At 41.1% G+C, this 14,814-nt stretch carries 12 protein-coding genes; 5 read left to right on the top strand and 7 right to left on the bottom strand.

Going from position 1 to position 14,814, the window contains the following annotated elements; translation table 11 throughout:
* The first annotated feature begins 33 nt into the window (after positions 1–33).
* The gene (locus ACH11B_RS06225; protein WP_377610084.1) at positions 34–1,527 is read left to right on the top strand and encodes a pectate lyase; all 1,494 of its coding nucleotides are present in this window, start codon (positions 34–36) and stop codon (positions 1,525–1,527) included.
* 93 nt (positions 1,528–1,620) lie between these two features.
* On the opposite strand, the gene ACH11B_RS06220 is transcribed toward ACH11B_RS06225, so the two are convergent.
* From ACH11B_RS06220 to ACH11B_RS06200, 5 genes are all read right to left on the bottom strand, one after another.
* The gene (locus tag ACH11B_RS06220; RefSeq protein ID WP_377610083.1) at positions 1,621–4,023 is read right to left on the bottom strand and encodes an ABC transporter permease; all 2,403 of its coding nucleotides are present in this window, start codon (positions 4,021–4,023) and stop codon (positions 1,621–1,623) included.
* A gap of 77 nt (positions 4,024–4,100) precedes the next feature.
* Complete coding sequence (locus tag ACH11B_RS06215) at positions 4,101–6,545, bottom strand: ABC transporter permease (RefSeq protein WP_130854712.1); 2,445 nt, start codon at positions 6,543–6,545, stop codon at positions 4,101–4,103.
* Positions 6,546–6,866: 321 nt separating this feature from the next.
* A complete protein-coding gene (locus tag ACH11B_RS06210; RefSeq protein WP_130854713.1) occupies positions 6,867–7,520 on the bottom strand; it encodes a hypothetical protein in 654 nt (217 codons plus the stop codon).
* A 63-nt stretch (positions 7,521–7,583) separates the two neighbouring features.
* Positions 7,584–7,796, bottom strand: a complete 213-nt coding sequence (locus ACH11B_RS06205) for a helix-turn-helix transcriptional regulator (RefSeq protein WP_013664493.1) — start codon at positions 7,794–7,796, stop codon at positions 7,584–7,586.
* A 128-nt stretch (positions 7,797–7,924) separates the two neighbouring features.
* Positions 7,925–9,193, bottom strand: coding sequence for a BamA/TamA family outer membrane protein (locus ACH11B_RS06200; protein ID WP_246860243.1), 1,269 nt, complete (start codon positions 9,191–9,193; stop codon positions 7,925–7,927).
* A gap of 451 nt (positions 9,194–9,644) precedes the next feature.
* On the opposite strand from ACH11B_RS06200, the gene ACH11B_RS06195 reads away from it, so the two are divergent.
* Entirely contained in the window at positions 9,645–10,934 is a 1,290-nt protein-coding gene (locus tag ACH11B_RS06195) for a WG repeat-containing protein (protein ID WP_377610080.1), read from the top strand.
* Positions 10,935–11,037: 103 nt separating this feature from the next.
* On the opposite strand, the gene ACH11B_RS06190 is transcribed toward ACH11B_RS06195, so the two are convergent.
* Complete coding sequence (locus ACH11B_RS06190; protein ID WP_130854716.1) at positions 11,038–12,123, bottom strand: aminotransferase class V-fold PLP-dependent enzyme; 1,086 nt, start codon at positions 12,121–12,123, stop codon at positions 11,038–11,040.
* Between the two features lie 24 nt (positions 12,124–12,147).
* On the bottom strand, positions 12,148–12,279 hold the full coding sequence (locus tag ACH11B_RS06185) for a hypothetical protein (protein ID WP_256377652.1): 132 nt from the start codon (positions 12,277–12,279) through the stop codon (positions 12,148–12,150).
* A 130-nt stretch (positions 12,280–12,409) separates the two neighbouring features.
* Between ACH11B_RS06185 and ACH11B_RS06180 the strand changes: the two genes are divergently transcribed.
* From ACH11B_RS06180 to ACH11B_RS06170, 3 genes are all read left to right on the top strand, one after another.
* The gene (locus ACH11B_RS06180; RefSeq protein ID WP_130854717.1) at positions 12,410–13,618 is read left to right on the top strand and encodes an MFS transporter; all 1,209 of its coding nucleotides are present in this window, start codon (positions 12,410–12,412) and stop codon (positions 13,616–13,618) included.
* Between the two features lie 79 nt (positions 13,619–13,697).
* Positions 13,698–14,564 (top strand): NAD(P)-dependent oxidoreductase, encoded by an 867-nt coding sequence (locus ACH11B_RS06175; protein ID WP_130854718.1) that lies wholly within the window; start codon positions 13,698–13,700, stop codon positions 14,562–14,564.
* 3 nt (positions 14,565–14,567) lie between these two features.
* Positions 14,568–14,810, top strand: coding sequence for a VF530 family DNA-binding protein (locus ACH11B_RS06170; protein WP_013664487.1), 243 nt, complete (start codon positions 14,568–14,570; stop codon positions 14,808–14,810).
* Positions 14,811–14,814: the final 4 nt, after the last annotated feature.

The following is a 14,814-nucleotide window of genomic DNA, read 5'->3' as shown; positions in this document are numbered from 1 at the left end:
CTTTATATCCTAAACAATTAATAAATCGCTATTATGGAAAGAATTAAATGGATGTTCATTGGCCTTGTAACATTAATTTCTTGTAGCAAGGCAACAATTGACACACCGTCAAAACAATTGACAAGTACTCGAAACGTACTGCCTAATGATGTTCTTGTGGCATTTCCGGGAGCTGAGGGGTACGGAAAATTCGCTACAGGTGGACGAGGAGGAACGGTGTATTACGTAACCAACTTGAATAACTCGGGCCCCGGAAGTTTAAGAGATGCGGTAAGCCAACCCAATCGAACGGTACTGTTCAAGGTTTCGGGGACGATTTTTCTGGAAAGCAACTTATTTATTGCTCAAAATAATATCACCATTGCCGGACAGTCGGCCCCGGGGGATGGAATTTGTATTGCTGGGTATGGAACCGCAATACGGGCAAATAATATCATCATCAGGTATCTTCGGTTTAGACTGGGTGATATTAACGGTATCACAACGGATGCACTCTATACGTCGCTTCCGGCAGCGGGTGGCACCCCTTATGCAAATATTATTATTGATCATTGTTCCTTAAGCTGGTCGGTAGACGAAATCGGTTCGTTTTATGGTATCACGGATTTTTCGCTCCAATGGTGTATACTGAGCGAAAGCTTATATAAATCGGCCCATGAAAAAGGGACGCATGGCTATGGAGGAATCTGGGGAGGGAATAGATCTTCGTTTCATCATAATCTGCTAGCTCATAATTCAAGTAGAAATCCTCGTTTTTCAGGAACATTGGCTGCTACCGGTCCTGACGAAGAGTTGGTAGACTTCCGCAATAACGTGATCTATAATTGGGGGAATATAAATTCCACTTATGGCGGAGAGAATGGCGACTACAATATGGTTAACAACTATTATAAATATGGCCCTGCTACACCAGGGAGTACCCTAAGTAGTATAAGCAATAAGAGAAACCGGATCTTGCAATATACCAGTTATAGTATTTTCGCCGGTGATACCGTATGGGGTGGCAGGTTCTTTATCCAAGGGAATTTTGTTGACGGATTTCCAGACGTAAGTGCTGACAATTGGGAGAAAGGGGTGCAACGCGACAGCTATTCCGGTGCAGCAGCACTTATTGCGGCTGCCAAACAAAGTTCGCCCTTCCCGACGTTACCGATGCTTACCAGTACAGCAGAAGACGCCTATGAGGAAGTGTTGAACAATGTAGGTGCAGTATTGCCCAAGCGAGATACCGTCGATAAACGAATTATTCAGGAAGTAAGAAACAAAACAGCGACCTATGAGGGGGCTACTTATGCCTTAGTAAACACGACAGGTATCCAACACCCATCAGGTATCATCGATAGTCAACAAGATGTGGGGGGATGGCCCGCGCTGCAAAGTGTTACGGCGCCTGATGATTCCGATGGAGATGGTATACCAGATGCTTGGGAAACGGATCACCAGCTCAATCCAAATGATCCCACTGATGCAAACCAGTTGGCCGATGATGGATACACAATGCTCGAAAAATATTTGAATAGTTTGTAAGGCATGCCAACACTTCCTGCCCCTTTTTAGTTATTCGTTATCCGTTCTTAGTCTGGTATGACAAATAACCAATAACGAGTAACTAATAACCCATTACTCACTTTTTAACGATTTTACCGGGTTAACTGTTGCTGCCCTTACAGATCGGAAACCGATAGTGACAATAGCAATAACAAAGGTAATGGCGACAGCAAGCAGGAAAACATTAAGTCCTATTTCAATTTTGTAAGAAAAATCCTGTAAATAGGTTTTCATGCCCCACCAGGCGACCGGCGCAGCAATCATAAATGCAATGACCAGTAAACGAACGAATTCCCTCCCAAAAATCCAGAGAATATCCGGAATGGTAGCGCCCAAAACCTTCCGAACACCAATTTCCTTAGTTTTATGAAAGGCCATAAACGATATGAGGCCGTATAAACCAAGGCAGCCGATTAAAATAGCTACCAATGCAAAAGCTTGAATCAGTTTTAAGAGGGTATTATCGGTTTCATAGAATTGTGCAACTGCTTCATCCATAAATTGGTGCGAGTATACATAATCAGGATAGGTTTCACTCCATATTTTTTCAAAAGAGTCTAATGTGGAAGTGAGGTGTTGACTGCTCAATTTAATGGAACAATTAACATATTCTTTGTTGTTAGATGCAATGCAAATAGCGTCCTTTTCGTTACGAAAGGAATAATTATAGAAATCTTTCACCACACCAACAATAGGACCACTATAAGCTGTGCCATTTATGGTGATATTTTTTCCAATTACTTCTTCTGCTGATATTAGATTAAGCTTTTTGACAAAAGTTTCGTTCACCAAAAATTCGTTAATGGTATCAGACCGACGGATGTTCCTGCCAGCTGCCAAACGCATATTGAATGTAGACAAGTATTGGTCGTCTGCATATTTCAAATTGATGCTCCATCTTTCTTCTTCTGTCCGTGTATCATAGCGTACGCCGGTTGTTCTGTTCGATCGGGAAGCAGGAGGTTGAAAATTTAAGGAAACTGCTTGAACACCGTTGACGTTTTCAAGGCGGTTCTTGAGCGTCAACTTTTTATCGGCGTGATCACGATCCGCTTCCGGAATAGGGAGGTTGACAATAGCGCTTTTATCAAAACCAAGATCGGTATTATTGACATAATTTATCTGCCTCGCGATGATTAAAGTGCCAATGATAAGCATCTGTGAAATAGCAAATTGCCCTACTACCAATGATCTCCGTAAAGCAAAACCACCGACCTCGCGTTGAGTTATTTTGCTCCTTAGGGCTTGAATGGGTTTAAAACCGGCCAATACCAAGCCTGGATAAAACCCGGAGAGAAAAATAACAAAAGAAACAACACTTATTAAAAATACGGGCATTTGCCAAGCACTGAATAGATTTAAACGTATTTCGGATTGGAAGAGATCATTGATACTTGGCAAAAGCACCGATGCAAGCCCACATGCGATTAACGTAGAGATCAAAGTAATAAGTGCTGTTTCTGAAATAAACTGCCAAAAAAGTTGTTTCCGTTGGCTGCCCAGTACTTTTCGGATACCGATTTCTTTCGCACGATTGATCGCTTGTGCCGTAGCTAGGTTTGTGAAGTTAATACAGGCAGTAGAAAGCAATAATAGGCCGATAAATAACAACGCGTATAAATAATTTTTATTGACGGCGCCATTATAAACAGGGTTAAAATGAATGTCTCTTAGTGGTTGTAATTTGAAATTCCAAACCTTTGCATCCCGGCCTGGGTAATGTTTTTCTGAAGTTTGCCGCAGCGCTTTTTCAACCACATCCGCGCTTATACCTTCTTTCAACAAGGTGTAACATTGCGTGCCGCTGTATACACCATTCCAGGCATCGTCGCGAGCTAACTCGGGATCTCGATCCTTTAAGTTCGCGAAGGAGAGGAATATTTCACTTTGAAGATCTGTGTTGTTTGGTAAATCTTGTAGGACAGCTTTAACTGTGAAATCAGTGTTATTATTGACTTTGATCACTTGTCCTAAAGGGTTGCTATCTCCAAAATATTTTTTTGCGATTTTTTCAGTGATGATTGCTGTGTTCGGATCTGTAAGGACTTCTGCCGACTCACCTTTTAAAATAGGAAAAGTAAAGATGGAGAAGTAGGCGGATTCTGTATAGGCGATTGAGCTTTCCTCATTAAATTTCTTCTTGTCCGGTGTTCCCGGTAGCGTGACTAAGACATCCCGAAAATTAATCGACCTTGCCGTATATTCGTCGAGATTAAAGTCCTCGCGAAAGTCCTTACCTAAGGGGCTAGGAACGCCAGCGGAATGATCAACAATATCATCTTGCCATTCTGTAACCAAACGATAGATTCGTTCTTTATCTTCGTGGAAATTGTCAAAACTAAAATGGTAATTGACCAACGCGAAAATCAGCAAGGCGCAGGTGATTCCTAAGGTGAGTCCGAATACATTAATGATGGTAAAGGATGTATTCCTTCTAATATTTCGCCAAGCGATTTTTATGTAGTTTTTTAACATAATCGTTATTTGTTATCCGTTATTAGTTCCTAGTAAGAAATGGCAAATAACCAAGCACGAATGACCAGTAACTAAATTTATTCACTTCTCAACGATTTCGTTGGATTGGCCAAAGCTGCTTTAATGGCTTGGAAACTAACGGTCAGTATAGCGATGACAATAGCAGCGGACCCTGCAATAGCAAAAACCCACCATTTAATTTCAATCCGATAGGCAAAATCCTGTAACCATTTGTTCATCGCCCACCAGGCTAAAGGTGAGGCGATGACAATGGCGACAAACACAAGCCTTAAAAAGTCTTTAGTCAGTAATTGTACGATGCCATTTACGCTGGCGCCAAGAACTTTTCGAATTCCTATTTCTTTCGTGCGCTGTTCTGTGGTAAAAGCCGCTAAGCCGAATAACCCTAAACAGGCAATGAAGATGGCTAAGGCAGCAAAACTGGTGAATATATTGCCTGTACGCTTTACATCCATATACATATTGGCATAACCTTCATCTAAAAAGGTATAACGCATGGCTTGATCAGGTGAAAATTTCTTCCATACAGCACCAATTGCTTGCACTGCTGTGCTCATATCTTTACCGTTTACCTTGACAGCAAGCATGGTGGGGCTATTACTTAATGCCATACATAAACCCTCGACTTCATCTTTAAGTGATTCAAAATTAAAGTCTTCTACTACGCCGATAACTGTAAATACACGGCCATTAGTTATACGGGCACCTACAGGATTTTTAAGCCCTAGCTCTTTCGCCAACTTTTGATTAATAATAACGGACTGGGAGTCGGTAGCCATGTCTTTGGAAAAGTTTCTGCCCGAGAGTAACTTCATGCCTAAAGTGGAAAGATAGTTTTCATCAATTTCCCAAAATTGGCCCCCAGTTCCAGCCTCTTCTGTGATTTTTCCTTCTTTCCAAAAAGTGTTGCCATTTCTTTTTACCCCTTCCAATCGTACTGGTAGAAAATCGCTCACCGAAGCACTTTTCACTTGAGGCAGTTTTTGAAGTTCTTCTTTTAATACGTTGATTTGATCGCCAAGGGTACTGGTGCCCTGTAAAACCATCACCTGGTCTTTATCGAAACCTATTTTCTTGTCCAGTATGAAATTCATTTGATTGTTGATAATCAACGTGCCGATGATTAACGTGATGGAGGTGGCAAACTGGAAAACAACCAAACCGTTTCTAAGAACGGGGTTTCTGGTCCCCTGACTTAAGTCCCCTTTTAATACTGCGATAGGACGAAAACCTGATAAATAGAAGGAAGGATAAATGCCCGCAAGGAGACCAACGAAAAGGGCTGAACAGAGAACAACGGGAATTAATTGCCAGCTGGACCACGGGAAGCCAAGTTCCTTTCCAGAGAGGGTATTGAATAAGGGTAACAATAGCCAGGCAAGTAATAGGCCGATGAGGAAAGATAATATACTGTAAAGAGTAGATTCCGCTAAAAATTGGGCAATTAAACCGCTTCTATAAGAACCGACCACTTTGCGAAGACCTACTTCTTTTGCACGATTGGCCGATTTTGCCGTAGATAGATTGACAAAATTAATACAGGCAATTAACAGGATAAATGCAGCAATACCACCAAATAACCATACAAATTTAATGTCACCCCTTTGCATTTGGGGGTAATCGTGTATATCGGCAGAATATAGGTGGATATTTCTAACAGGCTGTAAGCTTAAGCGAAGGTTTTTTTCCATTTCATTTGCGCGGACGTTCCCTGCCTGCTGCATAGTTGGAATGACATATTTGGTAAGGATTTCTTTTGTTAATATCTTTTCAAATTGTGCAACATCAGTCCCTTTCCGTAGTTTAATATAAGTCGGGTAATTCGTTGCTCCCCAATTGTCCTGCTCGCCAGGATAAAACACTACGCCGTTTAATGTAAGTAAAAAGCTGAAGGGTTTTAAATGTGAAGTAGAGGGGAGGTCTTCAATAACTCCCTTAATGGTATAAGGTTTGGATTTATCGTTGTTCAAGTAAACAATCTTTCCAACCGGATTCTTACCCGGGAAATATTTATCCGCTTTACTTTTCGTCATGACCAAGGTATACGGATGTTTCAAGGCTTTTGATCGATCTCCAAAAGCCATGGGTAGCTGAAGCATATCTAGTAACTCCTGATCCATGTAAGTAAATCCTTCTTCATAAACGCTGGTCGGATTATCCTCAATGCTTACCTGATTACTCCCTGCTCCGTAAAATAAAGAATTGGGAAGGATCCGTCCTACCGTTTCGACTTGCGGAAAATCAGCCTTTATCGCTTTACTTAAGGGTGCCTGAAAAGATACTCCTTTCTTTATTTCGCCATTATCATTGAATCGCGCAATAATGCGATAAATCCGCTCTCCATCGGGATAACTTTTATCATAACTTATTTCATGAATAATATATAATGTAATAAGTATACAGGCTGCAATGCTACAAGCAAAGCCACCAATTTTGATGGCAGAATATAGGCGGTGTTTCAGTAAGTTCCGCCAGGCGATTTTTAGGTAGTTTTGAAACATATTATTTATTTTTCAGAGGTGTTTCAGCTATTCGCTGAATCGCTCATGGTTTTATCATTGTATCAAGTATTAAGCCTGCCTGCCGGTAGGCAGGTGTCAAGATATTCTAAAAGCGCCTTTACGATGTTGAGTCTTACTAGTCGGGCGATCTTGTGTCTTGATACTTGCGTCTTATGTCCTTTAGCTAGTAGACCAAGAATATCGCCAAATGGAAAAGTGGGCTTTAAATGTGGCTGGAAAGGAATGTAAAGAGGAATAGTGTTCGATTCCGAACAGTTTACTGTCCAAAATCGAACAAATAGTTGAGCTTAATCTAAGCGCTTATTTCTTATCAGGACGATGACTGAAAAAACTTTCCTTAAGCTTTTCTGCATCGATCTTTAGGTCTTCGTCTAAGCGGAAAAGCCAGGCGCGATCACTCAGTAATGGAACATGCTTTTTGGCTTCCGACAAATCAAGTGGTTTAATACGTTTAGTAATCTCTAAAGCGGGCTTGGGCACCTGTAGCACAACCGTATGAAATAAAAACTTAAAATCGAACAAGGGCCAACTGCTTACTTCGTTAATTTTAGCATTATAAATCTTTTGCGTGCTTTTCGGTGCAATTATACCCGCATATTCGCCTACAATTTGTTTTGCTTTTTCCGTGCTGAAGCTTAATAGTAAATCATACGAGGTTTCATTTACTAAATTGAAGATAGCGATGTTCTGTTTTTGGTCGCCGGTAATGGCTAAATAGATTCCTTCTCCTACAAAAGCGCCGGATATTACCGTCGGCTGCTTTTTATCTTCGTCAAAATCCAGCTCTTTCCGGCTTTGCTGCCCATAAACATGGGTTATCTTGGTCGTTTGTACAGGGATTTCAAAACCATCTTCTCCCGTTACTCCCACCAATTCATCATTGATTATTTTTGTAATGTGTCCTTCAAAGTCCTCTTCCACGAAGCGAACAAAGTCTCCTAATTTATATGCCATTTTCTAATTTAATCTTTTGTACAGAGATGTTACATTTCTTTACTCTTATACAGATTATGCTATTTAATGCTGTTTCGTAGAAACAAGTAAGCTACGAACGTCAACCTGTAATGCGTCTGCAATTTCAAAAAGCGACTCTACCGTAGGCTGCATTTTATTGGTGCTCCATTTAGAAACCGTGTTAATGTTTCTGTCTAGGGTTTCAGCAAGCCATTTGTTGGTTTTCCCTTGCTCAGCTAAGACTGCCTTAATACGATTGTATACTTTTTTGTCCATAAATATATTTTCAACACCTATTTATGTGCAATATAGCAAATGAAAGCGATATCAGCTATCTGAAATCTGCTGTCGGCTTTAAATTGTTTATCAATAGCTGATTGCCGATCTCTAAAAACTGATAGCTGTTAAAACACTTCATCCAGTCCGATTTGAAATCCTGAAAAACCTTTACTACGACCATAGTCAATGGCAATGTTTGTGCCCGAACCTTTATTGAATTTAATCCGTAAACCTCCGCCATAGGCTTGGTTCCAATCTTTAAAAATGTTGCTATTAGGGCCTGAAACGGTATTTGCGTTGGTAAATAATACAAAGCCTAACAGCCCGTTATTGGTAATGTCGCGCCGATACTCGGCCTCTAGATAAAATAAATGTCTGCCCCGGAAACGATTTTGATCAAAACCTCTACCGGAACGGTTATACACATCCCAGCCAATACTCGGCAGGTCTAGATAAGGAACTTGACGATTGAGCACTGACCAATAATAACTCCACAAACCAAGCATATTTTGGCGATTGGGGTCCTCCGTAAAACGGATATACTTTCGAAGGTCGAGATAAACAGAACTCCAGAAATGATCATTGCCGAGAAATTTAGGATTGATACGGTATTGAAAATAAGCATAATACCCATCTAATGGGTTGATAGAGTTGGCCCGTGTGTCATAAAGGAAATTAAAACTTAACCCCGAAGATAAACTTCTTCCAAAATCATCGGTACCGTAAGGATAGTCGACATAATCCCTTAGTAATACTCCATTTTTCTCAGCATCGATATTGGTACGGTAATCTAAATTATATCCTAGACCGGCAAAGAAATTCCGCTTAAATTTCCGTAAGGCATGTTGATAGAATCTGAAATAGGTATAGTCTACCAACATTTTATCATCTTCACTATGTTGCCGTCCTAAGCCCCAGGTATATTGCGGATATTTCATTAGGCGTGTATCTCCGATAATTACCCATTCATTGTTTTTTAACCAAACATAAGAGCGAATCGGGAGGCCAAAGCGCCCTTTAAAGTTGGTATAGGGTGTAAAAGTCACGCGAGACATGTTCGTTGTTTTACGATTGCCGGTAAAGAAACCCGCAGTCGTAGAGGTGATCAGAGCTTGGCCTCCCCCGGGTACAGTGGTGGAAAAAGGGAGAAAGGAAAAGTAAATCGACTTTCCGCTGCTATCAGGGCCCTTTGGAGGCTCTATATTGAGAAAATCTTTTGCTATATCAATAAGATCTCGTTGTTTTGTGGTGTCTGCTTTCGATCTTGAAGGCTCCAATTCATATCCCGGCCGTTGTGCGAAACTAAAATTGTAAAGTATAGTAAAAAGAAGTGAAAAAGAAATAAGTTTACTATAAGGCACATCATGTCGGATATGCAGATGACGTTTTTTCATGTAAGCCTTTCCCATCTATAAATCATTAAAAGATGCGTGGTTCTTCATCCTTGCCTCCCAAACATACTTCATTTTTAGTATATACGAAAGTCATTTAACAGTTTTAGCCACTTGAACAGGCTTACTGAGTTACCGTTATTGTTGTAAGCCGGAACGTAGGGAAAACAGTAAAACCTGACGAAAAGTTTAAAGCCTAGGGACGAATTGCTTTTTTGTGTTGATAAAAACCTGATAATTAGGTTAATAAATTAGTGTCAGCTGACTGAGTGATACTGACGAAATGATCATTATTTAATATAGGACCTTTGCGTTAATTATTAATTTTGAATAGGCACCCTGATGTTTAAAAACCCCTGTTTCCCGTGATGAGAGATGCAGCTACCATTACTTATTTTTGCGCCAAGAAGGAACCTATAGTAAATTTAAGGAACCGCTATCATTCAATTTTTATATGAAAAAAACATTACAAAGAGGTTTGTTTTTGCTGCTTGGCCTATTCTTCTGTCCAATCGGTTTCAATAGCGTGCAAGCACAGGAAATAAAAAAAGTAAAAGCCTGGGTTGTCGGATATGACATCGCTTTTGACATGCCAAGGAAGGACTCGGAAACTATGACCGAGGAGGAACAACAAATGGTGGCAATGATGGAATTAGGGAAGGCTATGAGCGGAGCAAAGGAAGGCGAGCCTTTGCTAAAGGCTTATGTAACAGCAAACAAAATGCGAATTGAACAAAAAGGGATCGTTTCTTCCGTTCAAATAAGTAATTTAGAAGACAGCATTTCTTACAACTTATATGCTGAAACCGAAACAGCATACCGTACAGCTTTGGCGACTCCGAAAGTAAGTACAGAAATGAAAGGTGACAGCATGATTGTGGTAAGTTCTGCGGATGGAAAATTGCGATTTTCCGATGAAACTATGGAGATTCATGGTTTTAGCTGTAAGAAGGCCATATTGGAAATGAATGTTGGCGATGTTAAGCAAGATATGACTATTTGGTATGCCGAAAAACTACCGAAACTTTTTTGGGGTGAATATGATTATTTGGAAAAGATTCCGGGAATGGCCTTGAAAATTTCGACGAATACCAACGGTATGGATGTAGGTATTAAAGCAGCTTCTGTTAAAGAAGAGTTAGTCGACGACACCCTATTCACCATACCCGCTCATTACACCATAGAAGATTCGTTCGACTTGTCAGGCGATACCGCGGCTGTGGATAGTACGGTGGAAGCAGAAGAAGATTATGAATTGGCCGAGGGATATCATTGGACCGACGATGGTGAATTATGGGGTATAGAAGATGATGCCGGAAATGTAATAGTAGAACCGCGCTATCACGACCGTTATGGTTATCGAGCCGGTCTCGCGCCGGTCTCTCGAGATGACAAGTTTGGCGTGGTTGATAAGACAGGTAAAGAAATAATACCATTGGAATATGAAGGGATTTTTGTTGCGGATGCGGATCGTTTATGGGCGATGAGGGATGGCCTGTATGCCCTCATAGATACCACGAACAAGGTGATTGTTCAACCAAGTTATCAAACAGGATCGCTGTTTGTCGACGGCGTTGCTTATGTACAAAAAGGTGAAAAGATTGGCTTTATAGATAAAAATGGCAAGGTCGTCGTTCCTTTTATTTACGATGAAGCGGAAATATTCATCGATGGGAAAGCTTGGGTAAAAAAGGGAGAAGAAGAATTTTATATCGATAGTAAGGGGCAAAGAGTTCAATTTTAGGTTTGGTTTTATGAAAATGGCCTCACAAGAGGCCATTTTTTTATACGCTTCCTAAAGAAACCCAACCCTAAATGATCACTTTATTTGCTAACTTTCGAAACACTCAGATAGACTGATCAAGGATATCCAATATTTTATTTAAATCATCGACGGTATTAAAAAAGTGGAATCCGACGCGTACGCCCGAACCGCGACGTATGCAAACAACGTTTGCTTCTTGAAGCCGTTTATGAACCGTATCATCAATCGATAAACTGAAAATGGAAGAATGTATTGGCCGTTTTATGACGCTATTGGCCAAAAGGCCACGATCGGAAAACGCAGCGAAGGCTTGAACAGATAATGTTCGGATCCTGTTCTCGATCGTCTGCATCCCTATCTGGTTAAAATAAGCGACTGACTGCGCCAGCGTGCCGAAGGTTAGGGTATCCTGATGTCCAGGTTCAAAGTATAAAGATAAATGCGTTCTGCCTCTTAAGAAGGGTTCTGTTGGAAGTTCCTGCCCTGATGCAAGTCGATACAATCGATCAGCAATACGACCTCTCAAGAACACAAAACCATTACCATATCCGGAAAGCATCCACTTGTAGCCGCTTGCTCCCAGAAAGTCTAAACCGGAATTTTTAAAGTCAAAGCGTTCTGTACCGCAATATTGGGTGCCATCAGCAATTAGCAATAGTTCGGGATACTCGGCCTTTAATTTTTTAATGAATTCAAAATTTAACTTGATGCCACTTATATACTGCACGAGGCTGAAAGCGAAAACCGTAGGCTTAAACTCGCTGATTTTTATCAATATGCGATCTTCCAGATTTTCATCCACTTCGACAGTCTCTACCTTGAAACCTCTACTCTTTACGGCATAATTTACCGAAGGATAATCTCCTTCTAGCAATAAGAAGCGTTCGGAAGAGGCTAGGCCATCCAAAAAGGTGTTCATACCAAAGGAGAAATTAGGAACTAAAAAGGTATAGTCGGCATCCGCTTGAAATAGAGATGCCAAATTTTCTCTGACTCCTTTAAGAAAGTCCTCTTGGTTTATCCGAAAAGAGCTTCCGTTCCGGAAGTACGCTTCGTCATGTTTTCGTCTCCAATCTAAAACGTCCTTTGATAAAATGCCGGTACCTGGCGTATTAACGTACGTGCAGCGATTCAATAGTGGAAACTGTTCGTGTGTGTCTAAAGTCATGTGTCCAAAATAGCTAAATTTTCTTTATTGTGAAAGGCGGGAATCGGTCTCCTCGTTCCCATTTTGCTGCTGTTCGGGCTTGCTAAAGAGTTTCTGTTGCGCATAAACAGTGTTAACACCTAATGCTAAAGCTAGCAAGAGTATGTTTCTTTTCATTTGTGAAATGCTTAAATTGTTTTCTCTGTGTAAATATGAAAAAAACATAGCTATTTATTTAAAATGCATGGCAGAAGTTGGATGAGAATGTACTAACTTTGCAGAGTGTATTTTAGACACTAAGTAGCTTATGAACAAAAACTTACTTCCATTAACTTTAGGAGGATTAGGTATAGGGATAACCGAATTTGTGATGATGGGACTTTTGCCCGATATCGCTCGCGATTTAGCGGTTTCTATTCCGAAAGCCGGCTATCTCATATCCGCATATGCATTGGGGGTTGTAATTGGGGCTCCGTTATTGGTAGCCATTGCCGGCAAATATCCGCCAAAGAATATATTGATCGCCTTAATGGTGATGTTTACGGCTTTTAACGCTTTTTCTGCTTTTGCGCCGGATTTTAATACCTTGTTTATTGCCCGTTTACTTTCGGGCTTGCCACACGGGGCTTTCTTTGGTGTAGGGTCTGTCGTAGCAAGCCGTATAGCCAAAAAAGGAAAAGAGGCGCAAGCCGTTTCCCTTATGTTTTTAGGTTTAACCATTGCGAATATTGCCGGAGTTCCTTTAGGTACATACATTGGCCATAATTTCTCATGGCGCTTTTCTTTTGCTATCGTCGTAGCTGTGGGGTTGATTACCTTGTTTAGCTTGAAGGCCCTATTACCGGCGTTATCAGCTAATGCTGACAGAAATTTAAAAAACGAGCTCAGTTTCTTTAAAAAAACCGAAGCTTGGTTGATTATATTTATGATCTCTATTGGAACAGGAGGCTTGTTTTGCTGGTATAGCTATATCGCTCCAATGATGACGAGTGTAGCCGGTTTTTCAGCGGATGCAGTGACCTACATTTTAGTATTGGCAGGGGTTGGAATGATGGTTGGAAATCTTTTAGGAGGTTTTCTGGCAGATCGTTTTTCCCCCGGAAAAGCCTCTGCTGCTTTGCTGGTTGTAATGGCTATAACGCTGATCATTGTACATTTTGTTTCCTTCAATCCGGTTACAGCGTTGATTATGACCTTTGTTACCGGAGCAGTAGCCTTTGCATTGGCGGCACCTATTCAGATGCTAATGATCAATACGGCCAAAGGGGCTGAGATGATTGCCGCTTCTGTTAGTCAAGCTAGCTTTAACATAGGAAATGCCTTAGGTGCTTTCTTGGGAGGTTTGCCGCTCGTCTATCACTTTGATTATACATGGCCAGCAGTAGTTGGTGCTGCTATGGCATTCGTCGGCGCCCTCTTCGCTTTTGCTTTTATTAAACGAAAAAAGCTGATCAACCCCTCTAAGCCTTTGGAAGAAGTGCTGGTATGCGAGGGGGCCGCATGTGATTGTATTTAAGTATTAAACAATTATCTTTGTTATCTGTTATCTCAACATTCGTTGAAAGCAACTCTTTATGTCAGAAATATTGATTTAAATGACCGACACGATAGGATGGATAGGCTTAGGGAACATGGGATATCCCATGGCAAAAAACTTGCTCAAAGCTGGTTATGCTCTAAATGTTTACAATCGGACTGCATCCAAGGCCGAAGGTTTGGTAAATGACGGAGCCACTTTAGCTAGTAGTATCAAGGATTTATGTGTAGAGAGTGAGGTTATTATTACGATGCTGTCCGATGATCAGGCCGTGAAGGGTATATTCCTAGGTGAAGGCGGCTTACTTAATTGCCAAGCGGAAGGGAAGCTGGTTATAAACATGAGCACAGTGTCGCCCAGAACGTCTTATGAGTTAGAAGAAATGAGTAAGGCAGTAGGCGCAAGGTTTTTAGAGGCACCTGTTTCGGGAAGTGTTAAACCGGCTGAAGACGGTACACTATTGATTCTCGTAGGAGGTGATGAAGATAATTATCGTGCTGCTCAACCGATCTTCGAAAAACTTGGAAAACTGTCTTTTTGGCTTGGAAGTGTGGGCGCCGGATCGTCTGCAAAATTGGCGATCAACTATTTTTTGGCTCTTACGCTGGAGGGTTTAGCTGAAACCGTTTTATTTGCGAAGAAAAACGGAATAAAAGCCGAAGATATGTTGCGTATCGTGAATGAAGGTGCCTGCGGAAGTCCGTTAACAAAGCTAAAAACAAACGCGATTGTCACTAATAGCTATCCGGCCGCCTTTGCGCTAAAACATATGGTGAAAGACCTTCGATTGGCCGTGGAGCAGGGAATCGACTTTCCATTAGCTCAGCCGCTCGCCGAAACCTATAAAAAAGCCTTTGATAAAGGGCTTGGAGAAGAGGATGTGATGGCCATTATAACCTATTTAGAAACTTTGTCAGCAGACTAATCGATGCCACGAGATTTTCATAAAGAGCAACCCAATAATCCCTTGCATGGAGTTACCTTGGAAATGGTTGTTAGGCGTTTGGAACAACACTATGGATGGAAAGAACTTGCACGTTTAGTACGCTTAAATTGTTTTGCTAACAATCCAAGCGTCAAATCAAGCCTCCAATTTCTTAGAAGAACGCCATGGGCCAGGGAAAAAGTGGAAGCGTTGTACATGGAAACAAAATTTGAGGAAAGCGATTAGCTTC

The sequence above is a fragment of the Olivibacter sp. EAT-5 genome, from assembly GCF_044784325.1.
GTDB lineage: Bacteria > Bacteroidota > Bacteroidia > Sphingobacteriales > Sphingobacteriaceae > Olivibacter > Olivibacter oleidegradans.
The sequence above is the reverse complement of the archived record's forward strand: the minus strand, read 5'-3'. Positions and strand labels throughout refer to the sequence as shown.

What these genes read in the sequence shown, in the direction of transcription:
- ACH11B_RS06190 (WP_130854716.1), bottom strand. Translation starts at nt 12,123, where the DNA reads ATGACTTTAGACACACACGAACAGTTTCCACTATTGAATCGCTGCACG.
- ACH11B_RS06220 (WP_377610083.1), bottom strand. Translation starts at nt 4,023, where the DNA reads ATGTTAAAAAACTACATAAAAATCGCTTGGCGAAATATTAGAAGGAAT.
- ACH11B_RS06205 (WP_013664493.1), bottom strand. Translation starts at nt 7,796, where the DNA reads ATGGACAAAAAAGTATACAATCGTATTAAGGCAGTCTTAGCTGAGCAA.
- ACH11B_RS06215 (WP_130854712.1), bottom strand. Translation starts at nt 6,545, where the DNA reads ATGTTTCAAAACTACCTAAAAATCGCCTGGCGGAACTTACTGAAACAC.
- ACH11B_RS06195 (WP_377610080.1), top strand. Translation starts at nt 9,645, where the DNA reads ATGAAAAAAACATTACAAAGAGGTTTGTTTTTGCTGCTTGGCCTATTC.
- ACH11B_RS06185 (WP_256377652.1), bottom strand. Translation starts at nt 12,279, where the DNA reads ATGAAAAGAAACATACTCTTGCTAGCTTTAGCATTAGGTGTTAACACT.
- ACH11B_RS06175 (WP_130854718.1), top strand. Translation starts at nt 13,698, where the DNA reads ATGACCGACACGATAGGATGGATAGGCTTAGGGAACATGGGATATCCC.
- ACH11B_RS06170 (WP_013664487.1), top strand. Translation starts at nt 14,568, where the DNA reads ATGCCACGAGATTTTCATAAAGAGCAACCCAATAATCCCTTGCATGGA.
- ACH11B_RS06180 (WP_130854717.1), top strand. Translation starts at nt 12,410, where the DNA reads ATGAACAAAAACTTACTTCCATTAACTTTAGGAGGATTAGGTATAGGG.
- ACH11B_RS06225 (WP_377610084.1), top strand. Translation starts at nt 34, where the DNA reads ATGGAAAGAATTAAATGGATGTTCATTGGCCTTGTAACATTAATTTCT.
- ACH11B_RS06200 (WP_246860243.1), bottom strand. Translation starts at nt 9,193, where the DNA reads ATGAAAAAACGTCATCTGCATATCCGACATGATGTGCCTTATAGTAAA.
- ACH11B_RS06210 (WP_130854713.1), bottom strand. Translation starts at nt 7,520, where the DNA reads ATGGCATATAAATTAGGAGACTTTGTTCGCTTCGTGGAAGAGGACTTT.